12 protein-coding genes are annotated in these 18,208 nt (G+C 43.3%); 4 read left to right on the plus strand and 8 right to left on the minus strand.

Annotation, left to right across the window (positions count from 1 at the left end):
• Positions 1–5: 5 nt before the first annotated feature.
• On the plus strand, positions 6–929 hold the full coding sequence (locus tag ACFS6H_RS15190) for a DUF1735 domain-containing protein (protein ID WP_386100656.1): 924 nt from the start codon (positions 6–8) through the stop codon (positions 927–929).
• 205 nt (positions 930–1,134) lie between these two features.
• Here the strand turns inward: ACFS6H_RS15190 and ACFS6H_RS15195 are convergent, their stop codons facing one another.
• From ACFS6H_RS15195 to ACFS6H_RS15215, 5 genes are all read right to left on the minus strand, one after another.
• Positions 1,135–2,394, minus strand: a complete 1,260-nt coding sequence (locus tag ACFS6H_RS15195; protein WP_386100659.1) for an aminotransferase class I/II-fold pyridoxal phosphate-dependent enzyme — start codon at positions 2,392–2,394, stop codon at positions 1,135–1,137.
• Positions 2,395–2,697: 303 nt separating this feature from the next.
• Positions 2,698–5,151, minus strand: a complete 2,454-nt coding sequence (locus ACFS6H_RS15200; protein ID WP_386100662.1) for a penicillin-binding protein 1A — start codon at positions 5,149–5,151, stop codon at positions 2,698–2,700.
• Positions 5,152–5,415: 264 nt separating this feature from the next.
• Positions 5,416–6,303, minus strand: coding sequence for a hypothetical protein (locus ACFS6H_RS15205; protein WP_386100665.1), 888 nt, complete (start codon positions 6,301–6,303; stop codon positions 5,416–5,418).
• A gap of 100 nt (positions 6,304–6,403) precedes the next feature.
• Positions 6,404–9,562 carry a type IX secretion system periplasmic lipoprotein PorW/SprE gene (porW, locus tag ACFS6H_RS15210; protein ID WP_386100668.1) on the minus strand — a complete coding sequence of 1,053 codons (3,159 nt, stop codon included), beginning with the start codon at positions 9,560–9,562 and terminating at the stop codon, positions 6,404–6,406.
• Between the two features lie 188 nt (positions 9,563–9,750).
• Positions 9,751–10,797 carry an aldose epimerase family protein gene (locus ACFS6H_RS15215; protein WP_386100671.1) on the minus strand — a complete coding sequence of 349 codons (1,047 nt, stop codon included), beginning with the start codon at positions 10,795–10,797 and terminating at the stop codon, positions 9,751–9,753.
• Between the two features lie 23 nt (positions 10,798–10,820).
• Between ACFS6H_RS15215 and ACFS6H_RS15220 the strand changes: the two genes are divergently transcribed.
• Together ACFS6H_RS15220 and ACFS6H_RS15225 are read left to right on the plus strand one after the other, a co-directional pair.
• Positions 10,821–11,981 carry a galactokinase gene (locus ACFS6H_RS15220; protein ID WP_386100674.1) on the plus strand — a complete coding sequence of 387 codons (1,161 nt, stop codon included), beginning with the start codon at positions 10,821–10,823 and terminating at the stop codon, positions 11,979–11,981.
• Between the two features lie 240 nt (positions 11,982–12,221).
• Positions 12,222–12,917 carry a hypothetical protein gene (locus tag ACFS6H_RS15225; RefSeq protein WP_386100677.1) on the plus strand — a complete coding sequence of 232 codons (696 nt, stop codon included), beginning with the start codon at positions 12,222–12,224 and terminating at the stop codon, positions 12,915–12,917.
• 37 nt (positions 12,918–12,954) lie between these two features.
• On the opposite strand, the gene ACFS6H_RS15230 is transcribed toward ACFS6H_RS15225, so the two are convergent.
• Together ACFS6H_RS15230 and ACFS6H_RS15235 are read right to left on the minus strand one after the other, a co-directional pair.
• A complete protein-coding gene (locus ACFS6H_RS15230) occupies positions 12,955–13,461 on the minus strand; it encodes a DinB family protein (protein WP_386100680.1) in 507 nt (168 codons plus the stop codon).
• Between the two features lie 27 nt (positions 13,462–13,488).
• A complete protein-coding gene (locus tag ACFS6H_RS15235) occupies positions 13,489–15,360 on the minus strand; it encodes a CocE/NonD family hydrolase (RefSeq protein ID WP_386100683.1) in 1,872 nt (623 codons plus the stop codon).
• A gap of 141 nt (positions 15,361–15,501) precedes the next feature.
• On the opposite strand from ACFS6H_RS15235, the gene ACFS6H_RS15240 reads away from it, so the two are divergent.
• Positions 15,502–16,479: a Gfo/Idh/MocA family protein gene (locus ACFS6H_RS15240; protein WP_386100686.1), complete on the plus strand. Its 978-nt coding sequence runs from the start codon at positions 15,502–15,504 to the stop codon at positions 16,477–16,479.
• Between the two features lie 20 nt (positions 16,480–16,499).
• Here ACFS6H_RS15240 and ACFS6H_RS15245 read toward each other — a convergent pair whose 3' ends face one another.
• Positions 16,500–18,203: a B12-binding domain-containing radical SAM protein gene (locus ACFS6H_RS15245; protein WP_386100689.1), complete on the minus strand. Its 1,704-nt coding sequence runs from the start codon at positions 18,201–18,203 to the stop codon at positions 16,500–16,502.
• Between the last annotated feature and the right edge of the window lie 5 nt (positions 18,204–18,208).

Below are 18,208 nucleotides of genomic sequence, written 5' to 3' on the forward strand. Positions count from 1 at the left end.
TTATTATGAAAAATAAATTTTTATTTCTTACATTATTATGCACAGGATTGCTTACTTCCTGTCTGAAAGATGATAAATACGCATTGGATCCTTCGGGCGGAACGAATGTAGTTGAGTTTTACAATATTGTGGCTCCTACATCTGATTACAATGCTCCCTGCCTGGTATATACCAAAGCATTTGAAGCTGAGGCTGAGTCCATACTAACGGCCGGGGTAAACTATGCAGGCCCCGAAAACTTAGCGCCAAAGGATATTGTGTTACAATTGGCAGTGGATCCCTCTATCATTACGACCTACAACACGTATGATGCGTCTAAACATTATGTGCAACTTGATCCATCCCTGTATAGTTTTCCCACTACGGTAACAATCCCAAAAGGCAAGAAAACTGCGTTTTTCGAGATTAAATTAAAAACAGCACAGTTTGATTTTAATAAAGTAAATGCGCTGGCTATACAAATTACCAATACATCACATGCCGTTGTCAGCGGTAATGGGGGAGGCGCCATTTTTGCCGTACCGGTAAAGAATGTAATGGATGGTATTTATAAAATAGAATCGGGCTTTGTACAGCGTTACAGTGCTCCCGGCGTGCCTACCGTTAATGATGCGTTGAACGGCAACCTGGCGGGCAATCCCGATCTTACCCTGAGTACGATCAATGCCACTACAGTGGAAATCACTAACCTCAGATGGGCCGGTGGCACATCCAGCGTTAGCGGTATCAATAATTTACGGGCAACATTAAACCCTGCAACCAACCAGATAACCATGTCAGCGGCAGGTAATGCCACGCTAAAAAACAGGACAGGTTTTGAAAACAGTTATAACCCTACCACCAAAACACTGACATTAAATTTTGACTGGAACCAGACCACTACACCAAGGGAGGTAGGTCTGGTTATTAAATGGTCAAAAGTGAGATAATAACAGGATGAGAAAAATAGAAATTTTGCATAGCTTTTTAATATAAGCGAATAAATATCATTTATTAAACTCGCGTTTTCTCAGAATCTCAAGAGTCGTGGCTGCTTCAATTCTTTGAAGCGGCCACTTTTGTTTGCCGTGATAATGGGTAATAAAAAAAGCTATCTCAACAGGAGATAGCTTTTCGTTTTTATGTTGAAGTCTTTTATTTTACTTCTGCCATATCAGGTATCGCTTCTACTTTGTAAGCGCCTGCATCCAGGCGTTCTTTGGTTACTGAGAAGGCTTCCAGGGTTTGCTGGATATCTTCATCGGTATGCGCCGCAGTAGGAATTAAACGGTAAATGATATGTCCTTTAGGTATTACGGGGTACACGACAATAGAACAGAAAATTTTAAAATTCTCTCTCAGGTCCATTACCATGGCAGTGGCTTCTTCCACACCACCTTTCATGTAAATAGGCGTTACCACCGAATCAGTTTTGCCAATATCAAAACCACGCTCTTTTAAACCGTTTTGCAGTTTAAGCGCATTCTCCCATAATTTGGCTTTTAATGCAGGCTGGGTTTTTAGTAATTCAAGACGTTTCAGGTTACCAATTACCAGCGGCATAGGCAAACTTTTTGCAAATATCTGGCTGCGTACATTGTAACGGATATAATCAATGATCTTCCTGTCACCGGCAATAAAGGCACCGATAGAGGCCATTGATTTTGCAAAAGTGGAAAAGTACAGGTCAATAGCATCCTGTACCCCTTGTTCTTCACCGGCACCGGCTCCGGTAGCGCCTAAAGTACCAAAACCATGGGCGTCGTCTACCAATAAACGGAACTCGTATTTGTTTTTCAGGTCAGCAATCTCTTTTAATTTACCCTGGTCGCCGGCCATGCCAAACACACCTTCCGTAATTAATAATATACCACCTGCTTTTTGTTTATCAATCAATGCTGTAGCACGTTGTAATTGTTTTTCCAGGTCTTCAATATCGTTGTGTTTAAAAACATAACGGTGACCGGGGTGCAGGCGAAGCCCGTCAATGATACAGGCATGGCTTTCGGCATCGTATACAATAATATCGTGACGGCCGCACAGCACATCAATTAAACTTACCATTCCCTGGTAACCAAAGTTCAGTAAAATCGCGTCTTCCTTACCTTCAAAAGCAGCTAATTCTGCTTCCAGTTGTTCATGGTAATTGGTATTACCACTCATCATACGGGCACCCATTGGCGAAGCCAAGCCAAACTGCGAGGCGCCTTCCGCATCAGCCTTCCTGATCTCCGGGTGATTGGCTAACCCCAGGTAGTTATTTAAACTCCATACAATTACGTCCTGGCCACGGAATTTCATCCTGCTGCCGATCTCGCCTTCCAGTTTGGGAAATGCAAAATAACCGTGTGCTCTTTCACGGTGTTGTCCGATAGGGCCGTAGTTTTTTAACAGCCTTTCAAAAATATCAGCCATAAAAAATATGCAGATTTTTAGTGAGTCCTGTCGTTATCCTTCAGGATTAAAACGGTGCAAAAGTAAGTAATTTGCAAAATAAGCGGCCTGACTAATTTATTTACCTCCTTTTTTAGCATTTATTTGGGGCTGTCAGCTGCAGGTCCGCTGCTCAGCAACATTTCCCCGCCCGGCTGCAATCTGCCGGCTATAAGGCCGCCAGTATTTCCGCCTAAGCGGAGCAGCCCTTCAGCAGTACCTGGTAAACCGGCATAAAAAACTCCCGGACCATGCCGGGAGTTTGCTATAAGATGTTAACCAGGCTTATTCTTTTTTACCGAATACCTTTTTAAAGAAGCCTTTTTTCTTTTTGGGCTCTGTGGCATCGCTACCTATTGGTTTGCTGTTTGGGTCCTTGGAGGGGCTTTTTTTTTGCGCCGTATCCTTTGATGCCGGTTTAGTACCAGTAGGGGCATCAGGGTCAATATAAGGCTTGGAATCTGTTTCAAAGTCATTATACATATAGTCTGCACCGGTACCCACACCCTGGTCTTCACTTTCAGCACCCGGGGTAGCATCATAATCACTTACCAATGCATCAGCACTGCTCATTTCATTTTCCAGCTCGGCCGGTTTAATGAATTTTTCATCCCGGTTAATGCCTAAGGTCCTATCGGCATACACTTTCTTAAAGAAATATTCCCAGATAGGCCTGGAGGCTGCACCACCAAAACCACCATTACCTTCATTGCGGATAAAACGGTCATCACAACCTACCCATACACCACCCAGCAATTGAGGCGTATAACCTATATACCAGGCATCGGAGTTGTCATTGGTAGTACCTGTTTTACCGGCCATCTCTGCGGCGCCTAAACGTCCTTTCAAGCCTGCCGCTGTACCTTTTGTTACGGCACCCTCCATCATCCTGGCCATTTTATAGGCGGTGATCTCGCTGATAGCCTCTTTACGGTTTGCACTGTAATCAAAACGTTTGATCACATTACCGTTACGGTCTTCAATACGGCTGATAAAATAAGGTTTGGTAGTAAAGCCGCGGCCTGCGAACATGGTATACCCCCATAACATTTCAAATAAGGAAAGTTCACAGGAACCCAGCGCAATAGAAGGGAAGGGCTCCACCTTGGTCGGAATATTGATACGGGATAAGAACTCTGCAAATTCCTTAGGGCCAACCTGCTTCATAATATAAGCAGTAGCACAGTTTTTTGACCAGGCAAGGGCATTCGCCATGGTAATGCTGCCACCGGGACAGGCTTTGCCCGCCGGTACCCAGCCGCTGCCAGGGAAATATTGAGCTGAGTTTTCACACATGGTTTCCGCTTCAAAACCTCTCTCTTCCATCGCCTGTGTATACAGTAAAGGTTTGATGGTAGAACCTACCTGCCTTTTGGTACGCATATTAACGTGGTCAAGTTTATAGGTTTTAAAGTTAATACCACCTACCCAGGCTTTTACCTCACCGGTAATGGGGTCCATAACCATAAAGGCCGATTGTACCATGGTACGGTGATATTTAATAGAGTCATACGGTGTCATCACCGTATCTTTTTCATGCGTTTTATTAAAGGCAAAGATCTTCATCGGCGTTTTTACATAAAAACTTGCCTTGATCTCTTTGTCAGATAAACCATCTTCCACGCCGTTTTTCCAGCGGTCACTTTCCTTCATGGCCCTTTCCAGTACATTGTCACGGTCTTTCCAGATGCTGCCGTTCTTCACCTTACTCTGGGCTACCAATGCTTTTTGTAAAACAGGCACCTGGGCCGCCATGGCAGCTTCGGCATACTCCTGCATACGCGGATTGATGGTGGTATAAATCTTCAACCCGTCTTCGTAAATATTATAGGAACTGCCATCCGGTTTTTTCAGGTCACCCGATTTCAATAAGGTCTTTACTTCATCCCTTAATACCTCGCGGAAATAAGGGGCATAACCGGTGTTCTCGTCCAGTTTTTTATAGTTTAACTTAATAGGGGCCGCTTTAAATTTAGTGGCTTCTGCTGCTGTGATATTGCCATTCTCCTCCATACGGGTCAACACCAGGTTGCGGCGGTCACGCGAAGCTACAGGGTTACGACGGGGATTATAAATACCCGGGCCATTGATCATACCAACCAGCAAAGCAGCTTCCTCCACCGTTAAACGGTCAGGTTCTTTCTGGAAAAAAGTACGGGAAGCATTCCTGATACCAAATACGTTTTCGGAAAACGGAACGGCATTCAGGTATAAAGCAATGATCTCTTCCTTTGTAAAGTTTCTTTCAAGCTTAACGGAAATGATCCATTCCTTTAACTTTTGCATTACACGCAGCGCTTTATTGGTAGCCCGCTGGTTAAACAGCGCCAGCGCCAGTTGCTGGGTAATGGTACTGCCACCGCCCTGGCTGCCCAGGAAAACAATGGCCCTGAAAGTACCCTTCATATCAATGCCCGCATGATCCTTAAAGCGTTTATCCTCGGTGGCTATAAGAGCGTTCACGACGTGTGGCGAAATGTCACGATACTTCACAATACTCCTGTTACCATTGGGTAAATAATATTTACCCATCAGGGTGCCATCCTCGGCATATACTTCGGAGGATTGCAGGATAGAAGGGTTTTCCAGCTCTTCAATGGAAGGCATTTTACCAAATACGCCAAAGTTGGCCATCAGTAAAATGGCGATAAATCCTAAAAAGCCAAAAAGAAATACACGCCAGAAAATTTTTACGCTTTTACGTACTATTCCTTGTTGCGGTTGTTTAGCTGTTGCCATATATGCAGATAAAGTATTTTGTTCCGTTTTGTTTAAATAAAGCCGTTCTTTTAATCTTGTGATTCACCGTTTAAAACTTACTTAAAGCCCCGGTATTGGATTTTGCCATCCAAAATTTTGTTAATAAAAGTTACAGCAAAAACCGGGCTATATTATTACCCGAAATTAATTAAAACCGGGGCAACAATACTATTTTAGCACCTAAATTTTAGCCAAATACGTTATCCCGCCACAGGTACTGTTATAAAAATGTGAAAGCCGGGTTTATAAGGCGCTTAATACATCAATTACTTTAAAGCCCGACATATCAAAATATTTTTCATCGGCAGTTTTGGTAAACGATTTCAGGTCGCGTTGCGAAACCGGTTCATCTTTTTTGTTGTATAGTATCTGGCGAACAATAAAACCTTCGACCATATCCTTGGCCGTATTACTGCTTGCAGGAAATTTGTAGCTATCCAGGCGGGCGCCCATCATATAATTACCACTCAGGTTAATAGAAATATCCTTACTTAACCAGGCCTCCATAGTAGAGTATTTGGGATTTTTATCATAGGTATAAATATATTTCCTGGCTTTAAAGCCATTAATGGTTTCGTAAACATCGGTTGCTTTCCAGCCGGTCATATTATTGTCGGCCTCTTCCCGTTCCGCTTCTTTTTTTGCCATTTTCTCGGCCATTTTTTTGGCATTGATCAATGGCATTTTCATGGCACTTTTATCTTTGATATTGCAAACATAATTGGCTTTATCAGCGTAATTGTAAATAAACCAGGTTTCGTTTTTATCGCCTTCCTCGTTTACCATGCATTCACCAACCTTCCCAAAGATCACTTTGGATACGGAGGTTTTCTTTACCTCGCCTTTTTTCTTAAATGTTTTATCTTCAAAAGTAATGGTCGCTTGTACCTTATTGGTGGGGTCCTTATACCGGGTATCGTTCTCATAAGTTATTTTCTCCAGCTCTTCTTTTCCTTTTTGCCGCTGCGGGTCGGCATATTTCTTCTCCATATCATTTTCCACGGCATTTTTTACGGCAGCAGGCGGGCGGCGAACAGGTGGTTTTTTAACCGGTACTTTTTGTGCAAAGAGAAAGTTATCGGCACACAATAATAACAAGGCTGCGAGGCAGCAGGTAGCAAACGTTTTCATGATGAACAGGTTTTAAGGTTTAATTGATGATAAAGTTAGGGAAAAGGCAGGAAGTCAGCAGTCCGGGAAAGAAAGTTTGTATCAATGATACCTTATCCATTTATAAGGAGAGATGTTTTTGTAAAAACTGGATATATTGTTCTATATCTTTTGTATTCTGTAATAATTTCAGGTTACGCTCCGATATGATATGGAAAGTGTATTTACCGCCTTTTAACCAGGGGATGATGTCGGTGGCTGCCTTGGGTTTTGTATCCTTAACATAGGCAGTTGCTTCGGCCACGTTTTTAAACGGACTGATCAGTAACAATTTATTATCAGCCGTTAAATTGTTCAGCTCGGCCATCATGGTTTTGTTGAAGTACATATCCTTGTTATACCGTGCAAAAGCATTACGGGCTTCGCTTACAAATACAGGGTCTACTTTATTTAATACGATCAGTACATATTGCGGCACTTCCGTATCAAAACTATATTCATTATCACTTACAACGGGTTTTACAGGTATGGCAGGCTGGGTAATTACAGGAGCTTTGGTAATTAATGGTGTGTCAATAACCGGTTTATTTATGATACTGTCTTTTTTAGGCTGCAGTTTTACACTGTCCACAATAGGTTTGGTTACCACACTGTCAACTTTTGGCTGAACTTTTACCGAATCAACAGGCGGAGCTGTTGTTTTTACCGGCTGCATGGTTGGCGCTGCGATATTGATGTTATTGTTGGCTTTATTTTTATCAATTACTGCCAAATCCGTCCTTGCCTTGGCACTGTCTGCCACTAACTGACGCTGTTTAGGTGTAACCAGTGCCGGTGCAGCTTCCTGTACACTATCCTCGGTAATGGCAGGTAATACCAGGTTGGTCAGCTCTTCCTCAATCTGTTTCCTGCGACCCAGTACATCCAGCAGGTTAGCAGCTTTGGCAGCCATAGGTGTGCCGTTAAATTTATTGATCAGGCTATTCAATACCCCTGTTGCAACAGAATCCTCCCGTTGTTTGATATAGTAGATAGACTCAATGTATAACAATTGCGGGGTCCAGTAACTGTTACCATAAATACTGTCGGCTAATTTCTTTTGTGCTTTGGCCTGTTCAAAATTACCCTCAATAAACAGGTCATATACATTCTCGTAAGCTTTGGTAGCAGCAGCAGTATCACTTACAGATGGATCTTTGCCGGTATTAACAATGGCAGTGAGGTTGCTATCACCAAATTTATTGCTCATTAATTTTTTAATGGCATTGGCTTTATCAGTATAACCCTGCTTATTATAACAGTAATACAGGTTAAATAAAATTTCCTCCATTTTAGGATGCTCCGGAAATTTCTCCATCGCGTTTTCCAGGGTGGGTACGCCTAAAGCACATTCCTCCATGGATTGGATATAGATTTTACCGATCTCAAACATCGCTTCCTGTATAGAGTCGTTTGATTTTTTTAATAATTCCGGTGTAAGTGGTAAACGGCTGTACAACAGGTCGGAGGTGATCTCCTGGTTAAGGTCTGCAACCATATTGCCAACATCCTGTGACAGCGGGTTATTACCGTTTTGCGACAGGTTACGGTTTTTAGATGCCACTGCACTGCTGCGCCGCCAGTTGTCAACATTCGGACGTCCGCCCCATTTGCTTTTAAACTCCGCGTTACCACGTTGTTTCAGGTTATTATTATTAAAATACCATTCGCCTTTATTCTCGGCGAAAAGGGTAGGAGGTGGTGTTTTTGAAGACGATAAAGTAGCACCGCTCCCGGTATTAAAAGAAGCTTCATCTTTTAGCCCCTGCTCTTTACGCAGCTTGCGGGCCAGTTTTTTTACATAAGCCCTTATCTCTTCTTCAGGTAGCTGGGCAATACGCTGTACACTGTCCTGCCGTTCAATGATCTCAAATCTTTGTGCCAGGTCAGTAGCCAGTTTTTTCCTGATAGCAATATCTTCCGCATCCACTTTATCTTCCGGCGTTACGGTTACACTATCGTAAAAATTAGCAGCATAACGGTAGCGCTGGTTGTCAAAAGACAGGTCGGCCAACTGTAAAAAAATACGGTTACGTTGTAAGGCATTTGCCTGTGTGGTATAACGGGATGCTCTTTCCAGTAAAGCAATGGCGCCCGGTATGTTTTTACGTTCCAGTTCCATCTGGGCCGCGGTATAATACAATATATCCCGGTAGTCGGTATATTTATCACGCCGTGCCATTTTTAACAGCGCGTCAATATTCTCCTGAATGTAGTTTTCGCCGCCATCCTTGTTTACACGGATAGAAGCCAGGCGGGCATATATCTCCAGTACCGGGTCGGTCGTATGTTTAATCGTCCTGGCATAAAATGCTTCAGCCTGTTCAAAGTTGTTAGCAGCTTCATACATCTGGCCGATCAGGTATTCCCAGCGGCCACGTTCATGCTGGTTGGTGGCATTACCCAGGGCCTTTGCTAAATAGGCCGCAGAACTATCCCAGTTTTGTAACTTGTAATGCATATAAGCCTGCACTTCGGCCAGGTCGTTTTGTAACCGTTTTGGAAATAAAGGGTCTTCCTTTAAAACAGTGATCAGGCTGTTCGCTTCCGCGTATTCGTCCAGTGCCAGGTGGTTCCGTATCTGCCATATAAAAGCATCATTACGGCTGGGCGGCTGGGTAAAAGTCTTTTTAATAATATTAGCGGATTCCTTATTGGCCACACTATAGGCCATATTACCATCCAAACGGCTGCCGATGATCTTATTATACCCGTCTTCCTTCTTAGGCGCAAAGGAATAATTGATAAATTGTAGCATCAGGTAGGCCGAATCATATTTCTGCTGATAGTGATAGGCTATACCCCAAAGCAGATACAGGTTATCTATCCAGTCACCGCGCAGATCATGGATGGCAATACCGGTTTGTGATTTATAACTAAGCGAGTCCAGCTGAATACTGTCGGCAGCAATAGTCTCCGGGCTGTAATTATAAAAAGGGAGTAAGCTGGCATAATCGTCCCGGTGGGCGGCTTTAGCCCTTTCCAGTATATCGTTCAGTTTATTATTGGCGTTGAAGTAATAATTAAAGCGGGTAATGGTATTCTGGTAAACCCGGCGGGTGAAGGTAAATTTCTTGTCCTGCGACTTTTCAGACTGTAAAACCTTGTTTTCGTACTCTTTAGGCTTGGCAAACTGGTAAGAAATGCCCAACTGTCCCAATGCCGAAAAGGTGAAGGAAGCAGCCAACAGCCAAAATGCCGTAATAATGATATATTTAAAACCGGGTCTCAATCTGCGCAAACTAAGGCCTTATTAACTGAAATTCAAAGATTTTAGTATAAAATTAGGGTATTTTTTTAGGAAAATTTTGCCCATAAAGCTATCAGGCTATGGTCCATAGTATTACTGCAGTTGAACGGAGCGTCGCAACCATGGCCCCATCAGGGTACAGCAGCCGGTAACATTCAATAATTCACTTCCCTGGTGTTTCAGGATACAATTTTATAAATGGTTTGATGATGGTAGGTTTCACCCGGCTCTAAAATGGTGTTGGGAAAAGCCGGGCGGTTCACCGCATTGGGATGCACCTGGGTTTCAAAACAAAGGCCGGAATAAGGACCGTATTGGGCACCGTTTTTACCTGTTAAATTAGGTATCCAGCGGCCGGTATAAAAATGTACAGTGGGTTGGTTGGTGTACACCTGCAATTGCACCTCATCTTTATGTACATAGGTAGCGGCAGCAAGGGTGTTAATGTCCTGTTTTATTACTGCAAATGTCTGGTCATAACCATCAGCCGGGTTCCATTCGGCATCCACCTTTTTAAAAACGGTGAAATCATGGGCGGTGCCTTTTACCGGTAACAGTTCCCCGGTAGTTACAAAATCACTGTCCTGCTCAAGGATATGATTGGCGTTAATAAATACCTGGTGATTGCCAATAGGGCTGGCATCGGGGTTCAGGTTAAAATAACTATGGTGTGTAATATTTACAGCCGTTGTTTTATCGGTAGTAGCTGTAATGGTATAGGTCAGTTCATTGTCATCCGATAAAGTAAACTCCATATTGGTGGTCAGGTTACCGGGGTAGCCTTCATCACCATCGGGTGATACATGTTGTAATACCAGCCTGGGAACGGGAGCTGTTTCGTATACCAAAGGTTTCCATACTTTTTTATCAAAGCCATTGTAGCCGCCGTGTAACTGGTGCGGATCAAAATTGGGTGATACCTGTATGGTATTACCATGAATTGGAAAACGGGCATGACCAATACGGTTGCCATAACGGCCTATAACAGCACCCAGGTAGGGATAGTCCTTACTGTAATAATCACTGTCCATATAACGGTTTACGTCGTCAAAGCCCAGCACAATATCCTGTGAACCGCCTTCCTTATTTTGAATAACAAATGATTGTATGATGGCGCCGTAGTTGGTAATGGCCACCTGCGTATTTTTAGAGTTGGTCAGTTTAAATAAATAAATATCTTCACCGTTAGTATGGGTAGCAACCCGTTCATTATTAAATTGTAGCATAATATAAAAATAGTTATTATTCCATGACGATCGATGCTTTACAAAAAGAATTTGAGAACCGTTATAAACAACCTGCCACCGGCAGCTTTTTTTGTCCCGGACGTGTTAATTTAATTGGCGAACATATTGATTATAACGGGGGCCAGGTAATGCCTTTTGCCATCTCCCTTGGTACCTACCTGCTGGTTGCACCTAACAATGATAATGTCTTCCGTTTCCAGTGTGTCAACTTCCCCGAAACAGCCGAGTTTAATGTGGGCGATAAATACAGGAAGAGCGGCAAAGAATGGTTTTACTATCCCCTGGGTGTAATAGATTATTTTACCCAAAAGCAACAGCACCTGGGCGGACTGGACCTGTTTTTTTATGGTAACCTGCCTATTGGTTCAGGCTTATCTTCTTCGGCCTCTATTGAAGTATTGATGGCTTATGCTTTAAGCCAGGTATTTAATATCGGCATCAGTAAAAAAGATATTGCCCTGCTTTGTAAAGAAGTAGAGAATAAATTTATTGGCGTTAACTCCGGCATTATGGACCAGTTTGCCGTAGCCATGGGTAAACAAAACCATGTTATTTTATTGAACTGTGATACGGTGGAGCATATTTATATTCCCTTTAATGCATCCCCCTATAAAGTAATGGTGATCAACAGTAACAAACAGCGTTCCCTGGCCGAATCAAAGTACAATGAACGTTATGCTGAATGTATGGAAGCCTTATCACAGCTAAAGCAGGAATTATCCATTCACCAGTTATGTGATATTGACACCGGTACTTTCCAGAAACATGCCCACCTTATCACTAATCCGGTGGTGGGTAAAAGAGCTTATCATGTGGTAACCGAAAACGACCGGGTAAAAGCGGCGACAGAAGCGCTGCAGAACGGTGATATGGAAGCCCTGGGCCAGATACTGTATGCATCACATGAGTCTTTAAAAAACATGTACGAAGTATCGGGGCGTGAGCTGGATGCTATTATTGATTTCTGTAAAACTTATAACGGCTGTATTGGTGCCCGTATGACGGGTGCAGGCTTTGGCGGCTGTGCCATTGCACTGGTACACGAAGAGCATGCGGATGCATTTGCAGAGAGCCTTACCCAATATTATAACGGTGTCGTGGGGTATCCCTGCGAAGTGTTTACATCGGCCATCAGTGAAGGTGTAAGTTTATTGGAAGCTTAATATAAACCGGGGCTGTCGGCTATATAACCAATATCAGCTGTAGTTCACCGCCCGTCTGCAATCTGCCGGCTATAAGGCCGCCAGTATTTTCGCCTAAGCGGTGCAGCCCTTCAGCTACAATACAACATTCATCAAAAGCAGCAGGATCATTCCTGCTGCTTTTGTTTTATAAACGTTAATTGAATTTTTATTAACAGCGTAAGGAAAAAACAAGATGTAGTTTAACACAAATATTTATGTATGACTAAACTACTACACATTTTTTTACTCTGCGGTTGTTCCTTCATCATAACAGATATTGATGCCCAGAAATGGACGATCGGTTTATACTCCCAGGCACACTTCCCGCAAACGGACTACAAAGAAATCTACCCCAAAACCGGTGTCGGTATGGGCATTGATGCCCTGTATACTCCCGGGGAAGAGGGGTTGATCAGTATAGGTGGTGAAGCAGGCATGTTGTTTTTGCGCAATGCCCGCCGCCGGGTAGACCTATATAATTTAGGATGGGGTAATACTCATATGATGATCGCCTCCAATAATATTGTGACCCTGGGCGCCAAGGCCCGTTTAAATATCATCAGGGACCCGGAGAAGGCAGTACGCCTGTATATTGAAGGAAAGGTTGGTACCAATGCTTTTGCCCGTAGCGTGGAGTTACAGCAATTGGTAAGCGGCGAAACGGATGCCAGTGTGTCCCGTACCCGATGGGGAATGTATGCCGGCCCCGGTGCCGGTATTTCGGTAGCATTGGGCGAGAACCGGAAAGTGCTGCTATTTGCACAGGCGGCCTATTTGTGGGGATCAAAAACCACCTATTATTCCCATCCGCGGATAAATGAAGAAAATAAGCCGGTATTTACCGCCAACCGTTCTACAACCGATATGATATTGGCGCAGCTGGGTTTCAGGTTTAACCTGGAAGATACGCAATGAATTAAAAAAAGGGCAACAATGATGTTGCCCTTTTATGTTACAAATATCTTTCCTGCACAATATTAATATGGTGGGTGGCATGCCCCAATAAAATATAAGCCCAGCCCAGTACATAGTTGCCACTGCCCGAGGCGGTACCCCTGGCATCTAACTGTTCCGCATCAAAATCGCTGAACATCAGCACCGAGGATAACCTTACAGCTTTACATTCCTCCACCAATGCACTCCAGGACCGGTTCTCTGTTTTCGCATTATCCGCAAATAAATTTTCATCAAAACCAGGTAACGGCGTTTCATCCTTACGGGCAAAACGTAAAGCACGGTAAGCAAATACCCGCTCGGCATCAATAATATGTTGTACCACCTGCTTAATGGTCCATTTACCAGGACCATATGTATGATCATACTTTTCAGGCGGTATGCTGTTTAAAAAAGTTTCGAGCCTGAACGTATGATTTTTAAACGCTTCGGCCAGGTTGTCCTCCGGTACCAGGGATATATAGCCATGATACCAGGAGCCTACTAAAGAAAGATCGGGACGCATGAGAATTTTGTTTATAGGTAAAAGGTATTAATGCATTACCGGTAACAATACATGACTGCTGTTTTTAGCATCGTGATGTATACGGATCGTTGATTTTTGAAAATCGCTTTCATTCATCTCGGAAATGGTACCAAATTTTTGCGGGTTACGGTCTACCAGCGGGAACCAGCTGCTTTGTACCTGTATCATAATGCGGTGGCCTTTTTTAAAGGTATGGGCTACCTCATTCAGATGCATGGTCACTTTCTCTATTTTATCTTTGGTAAATGGCTCGGGCTTACTGAAGCTGTTCCTGAATTTACCGCGGAATACTTCTGCCCGCACCATCTGCTGGTAACCGCTCATATTTACCGGGCGCTGGTTAGCCTGGGTAGCAGGTACGCTGCTGTTCTCCGGCCATACATCAATGAGTTTTACAATAAAATCGGCATCTGATCCGGTCATGGATACAAAGAGGTTGGCTATGATCTCACCGGTTAAAGTAACATCCGTTGCCAGGCTATCGGTTTTAAATACCAGTACATCCGGGCGCTGTGCGGCAAACCGCTGGTCCTCTACCATATACTCATTATTGCGCCGGGCATAAATACCCGCAGTGTAAGGAACCGGTTTGTTTGGATCACTTACATATTCTGTAACACCATTGGTAGTGGGTTGGGTAAGGGTTAACTGCCCGTTGTTTTGAAAATAATAAGGCGTTTGTTTACTGTTTGCAGGCGGCCATACTCCATAGTTTTTCCACTGGTTGCTGCCGGTTTCATAAATAGTAGCTTCTCCTAAATTAAAACTGCCCTTATCTTTTAAATAGAAATTGAAAAACTTGGTCTCAATTTCTTCCTGGTAATATTTGTTCAGGTTTTCGCCAAAATGGTATTGCCCGAATGATGTCCAGTTGGGTGAAGCCCAGCCGCCATGTGTCCAGGGGCCCATTACCAAACGGGTATTATTGTTGGGCGATTGTTTTTCAATAGCCCCATAGGTTTTTAATGCACCAAACAGGTCCTCTGCATCAAACCATCCACCCACTACCAACACAGCAGGTTTAATATCTTTTAAATGCTGGCGTATATTTCTCGATTGCCAGAATTCATTATACGTATCGTTCTTAACCGTCTGCCGCCAGATGCTGTTGGGATCGCGGAAAAATTGTTCATTGTTCACATTTTTTAAAGGTCCCATATCCAGGAAATACTGGTAAGCATCGGAATAACGGGCCCGGAAAAAAGGCGCATAACTTTCTCCGTTCTCCGCTTTGGGGCCGTCAAAACCGCTGTAAAAGCCAAAGTTATCCATCAGGAAAAAGGCACCGTTGTGGTAACAGTCGTCACCAATAAACTCGTCTGACATCGGCGCCTGTGGCGATACCGCTTTCAGGGCCGGGTGTGCATCGGGCAGGGAAGCGGTAGAATAAAAACCGGGGAAGGAAATACCATACTGCCCTACACGGCCATTGTTATTACTGTTTTTTAACAGCCATTCAATGGTATCATAAGTGTCGCTGGATTCGTCCACATCCTTATTAGTTTTTTTATTGGCAATAAACGGAGTCATTTCCCTGAAACTGCCTTCGCTTTTATAACGGCCTCTCACATCCTGGTAAACAAAAATATATTTGTCTTCCATCAGCATGGTATTAGGACCAAGGCGCAGCCTTAACTGGTTTTCGCCATAAGGCCTGGAGGAGTAGGGGCTCCGTTGCATGAGTATGGGATATTTCTGTGACAGGTCCCTGGGGGAATAAATAGCGGTAAATAATTTCACCCCGTCACGCATGGTGATATACACTTCCTGTTTACTGTAATTATTGGCTACCCAGGCACTATCCGGTGTAAACTGCTGCGATTTACCTGTAACCGTTATCAACAGGCTGCTGCATAGCAATACAAAAAAATACTTCATATTTATAACATTAAAATCTAGGGATCAGAGGCTTTCAAATATAGACAATATAATAATTTGTTTACCCGATAATATGACCAGTGGTGCCGGTATTTGTTAAGATAACTGTTAACAGGTTATATTTGTTTGTAAAGTTTATATATGAAACAGGTGAACTGGGGTATAATAGGTTGTGGCGATGTTACGGAGGTAAAAAGCGGGCCGGCATTTAATAAAGTACCGCAATCGGCACTGGTAGCAGTAATGCGAAGAGATGCGGAAAAAGTAAAAGACTATGCGGCCAGGCATGGTGTACCTAAGTATTACACCGATGCGCAGGCATTGATCAATGATCCGGATATCAATGCCATTTATATTGCTACACCACCTGATTCTCACGAAGCTTACACTTTAGCCGCCATTGCAGCGGGCAAGCCGGTATACGTTGAAAAACCAATGACCGTCCATACCGCATCTGCCATAAAAATGGTAAAGGCTGCCCATGAACATAATGTAAAACTGACGGTGGCGCATTACCGGCGGGAGCAGCCTTTATATAAAGCGTTAAAAGAAATAGTGGACAGTAATGTGATTGGGACTGTACGGCTGGTGAAACTATCCATGATCAAAAAAAGATTAACCCCTGAACAGTTGCAGGTTGATAAAACCTCCTGGCGGGTAAACACCGCTATTGCCGGCGGAGGTTTATTTCACGACCTGGCACCGCATCAGCTGGATATTTTGTATCACCTGTTTGGTGAAGCAAAAGAGGTACAGGGTATTGCCGCCAATCAGTCTAAGTTATATGATGCCGATGATATAGTGGCCGGTACCATATTATTTGAAAACGGTATTATCTTCCAGGGTAACTGGTGTTTTAGTATTGCACAGGTAAGGGAGGAAGATACCTGTGAAATAACAGGAGAGGAGGGCAGCATCAGGTTTAGTTTTTTTAAACCGGCACCCATCATTGTGCAAACCAAAGATATGCAGCAGGCCTATGAGTTTCCCGCCCTGCAGCATGTACAGCAGCCTATGATAGAAAGCGTGGTACAATACTTTTTAGGCAATGGAACAAATCCCTGTAGCGGCGAAGAGGGTGTTACTGTTATGCAATGGCTGGATGCTATGAGTAAATAAGTTACTTTATATGAACCAACTTATTCATTATTGACGGGTACTCCGGTTGATGATTTCACTGAAGCCAGGCAGTTCCCTTTTTCCCGGTTGTTATACTCAATAACCATAATGTCCTCAGCAGGAATAACAAGGTTTTGAGAAAAATACACAGAAGGTTGAAAGGCAACCGGCACAATTACAAACCTGTTTTTATGGTGGTTTAATGCATGGCTGATCGCAAACTGACCGGTACGTTCTTTATCCCAGATCATCAGCCCGATATCCCTGGGCTTTACCGTAAAATAAGTGTAATAATCCAGCGCCAGCATGGAATTTACGACCGGGTCATCACTATAGTTTTCATCAATAAAAGCTTTTAACACTGCAAAAACGTCATTGATATTATACCGGTGCAGGCTGTGTTTTTGGGCAAATAGTTTACCCAGGCCCAACAGGAAATCAAATATGCTGTAATTGCCCGTTATATAACGAAGTGTATGACAGGCCCTTTTTTTGTTCCAGTATACTTCCAGCGCATGCTCTAATAAAGTAACGGCATGTAGTTCTTCTTCGCTTAGAAAATTACTTTTAATGATCTGGTAAGGCGGCATGGGGTCAAATACATAACCATATTGCTCATATTTTTCGCGTACCGGGGTGCCTTTTAAAAATTTTAAAAAGCCCAGTTGCAGCTCCGGCGGAAAGAGTTTAAATACACTTTCAAAACTAAATTTAAGGTCATTCCAATATTCCAGCGGCAAACCTACGATCAGGTCCAGGTGCATTTCTATCCGATCGTCCAGCGCTTTGATCACCTTACTGGTTTTTTCAAAGTTTTGCTTACGGCTAACCTCGAGGTTACTTTGCTGGTTAACAGTTTGAATGCCTATTTCAAAACGGAAAAGCCCCGTTGGCACTTTTTCATTGATGAAAGCGATGATATCAGGGTGTACAATATCTGCCGTTATTTCGAACTGGAACACATTACCGGGCCGATGGTTATCAAGTATGAACTGGAACAGCTCCAGCGTAAAATCTTTTTTGATATTAAAAGTACGGTCTAAGAACTTGATCACACGGCCATGTTGCATTAAGTACAGCAGGTTGTCTTTAATGGTCTGCATGGGCAGGTAACGCACTTTATTATCCAGGCTGGCCAGGCAAAAGGAACATTTATACGGACAGCCCCGGCTGGTTTCAATATAACTTACTTTATGCGCCAGGGTAGTCGGATCATCGTATTGATAGGGGTTCCTGTTCTCAAACGCCGCTACATCAAAACTTATATCCTGTTTATTATAATGAATATGGCCATCCGTATTGTCATTTTCATAAGTTTTGTAAATAAGGTTGGGTATATTATTTACCAGAGGATAGTTGTGCACAAATTCCGTGAAAGGAATTTCACCTTCGCCTACAATAATATAGTCAATACAGGGTTGTGCAATCACCTGTTCCCATTCGTAACTTACTTCGGGGCCGCCCAGTAAAATTTTAATATGCGGGTGTTTTGCTTTAATGGCTTCCGCCGCTTTAAGGGTGGGAGTAATATTCCAGATATAACAGCTGAAGCAAATAACATCAAAGCCGGCACAATGATCTACGATCTCCTCCACGGGCGATTTTATCGTAAACTCGTGCCAGCTAAGTCCTTCCCGGTCCTTGTTCAGATCGTATAAAATACGGATGGCCAGGTTCAGGTGAATGTATTTGGCATTTAAAGTGCTCAGTAATATCTTGGACATGCCGC

The sequence above is a fragment of the Terrimonas rubra genome (assembly GCF_042686025.1).
Taxonomy (GTDB): Bacteria; Bacteroidota; Bacteroidia; order Chitinophagales; family Chitinophagaceae; genus Terrimonas; species Terrimonas rubra.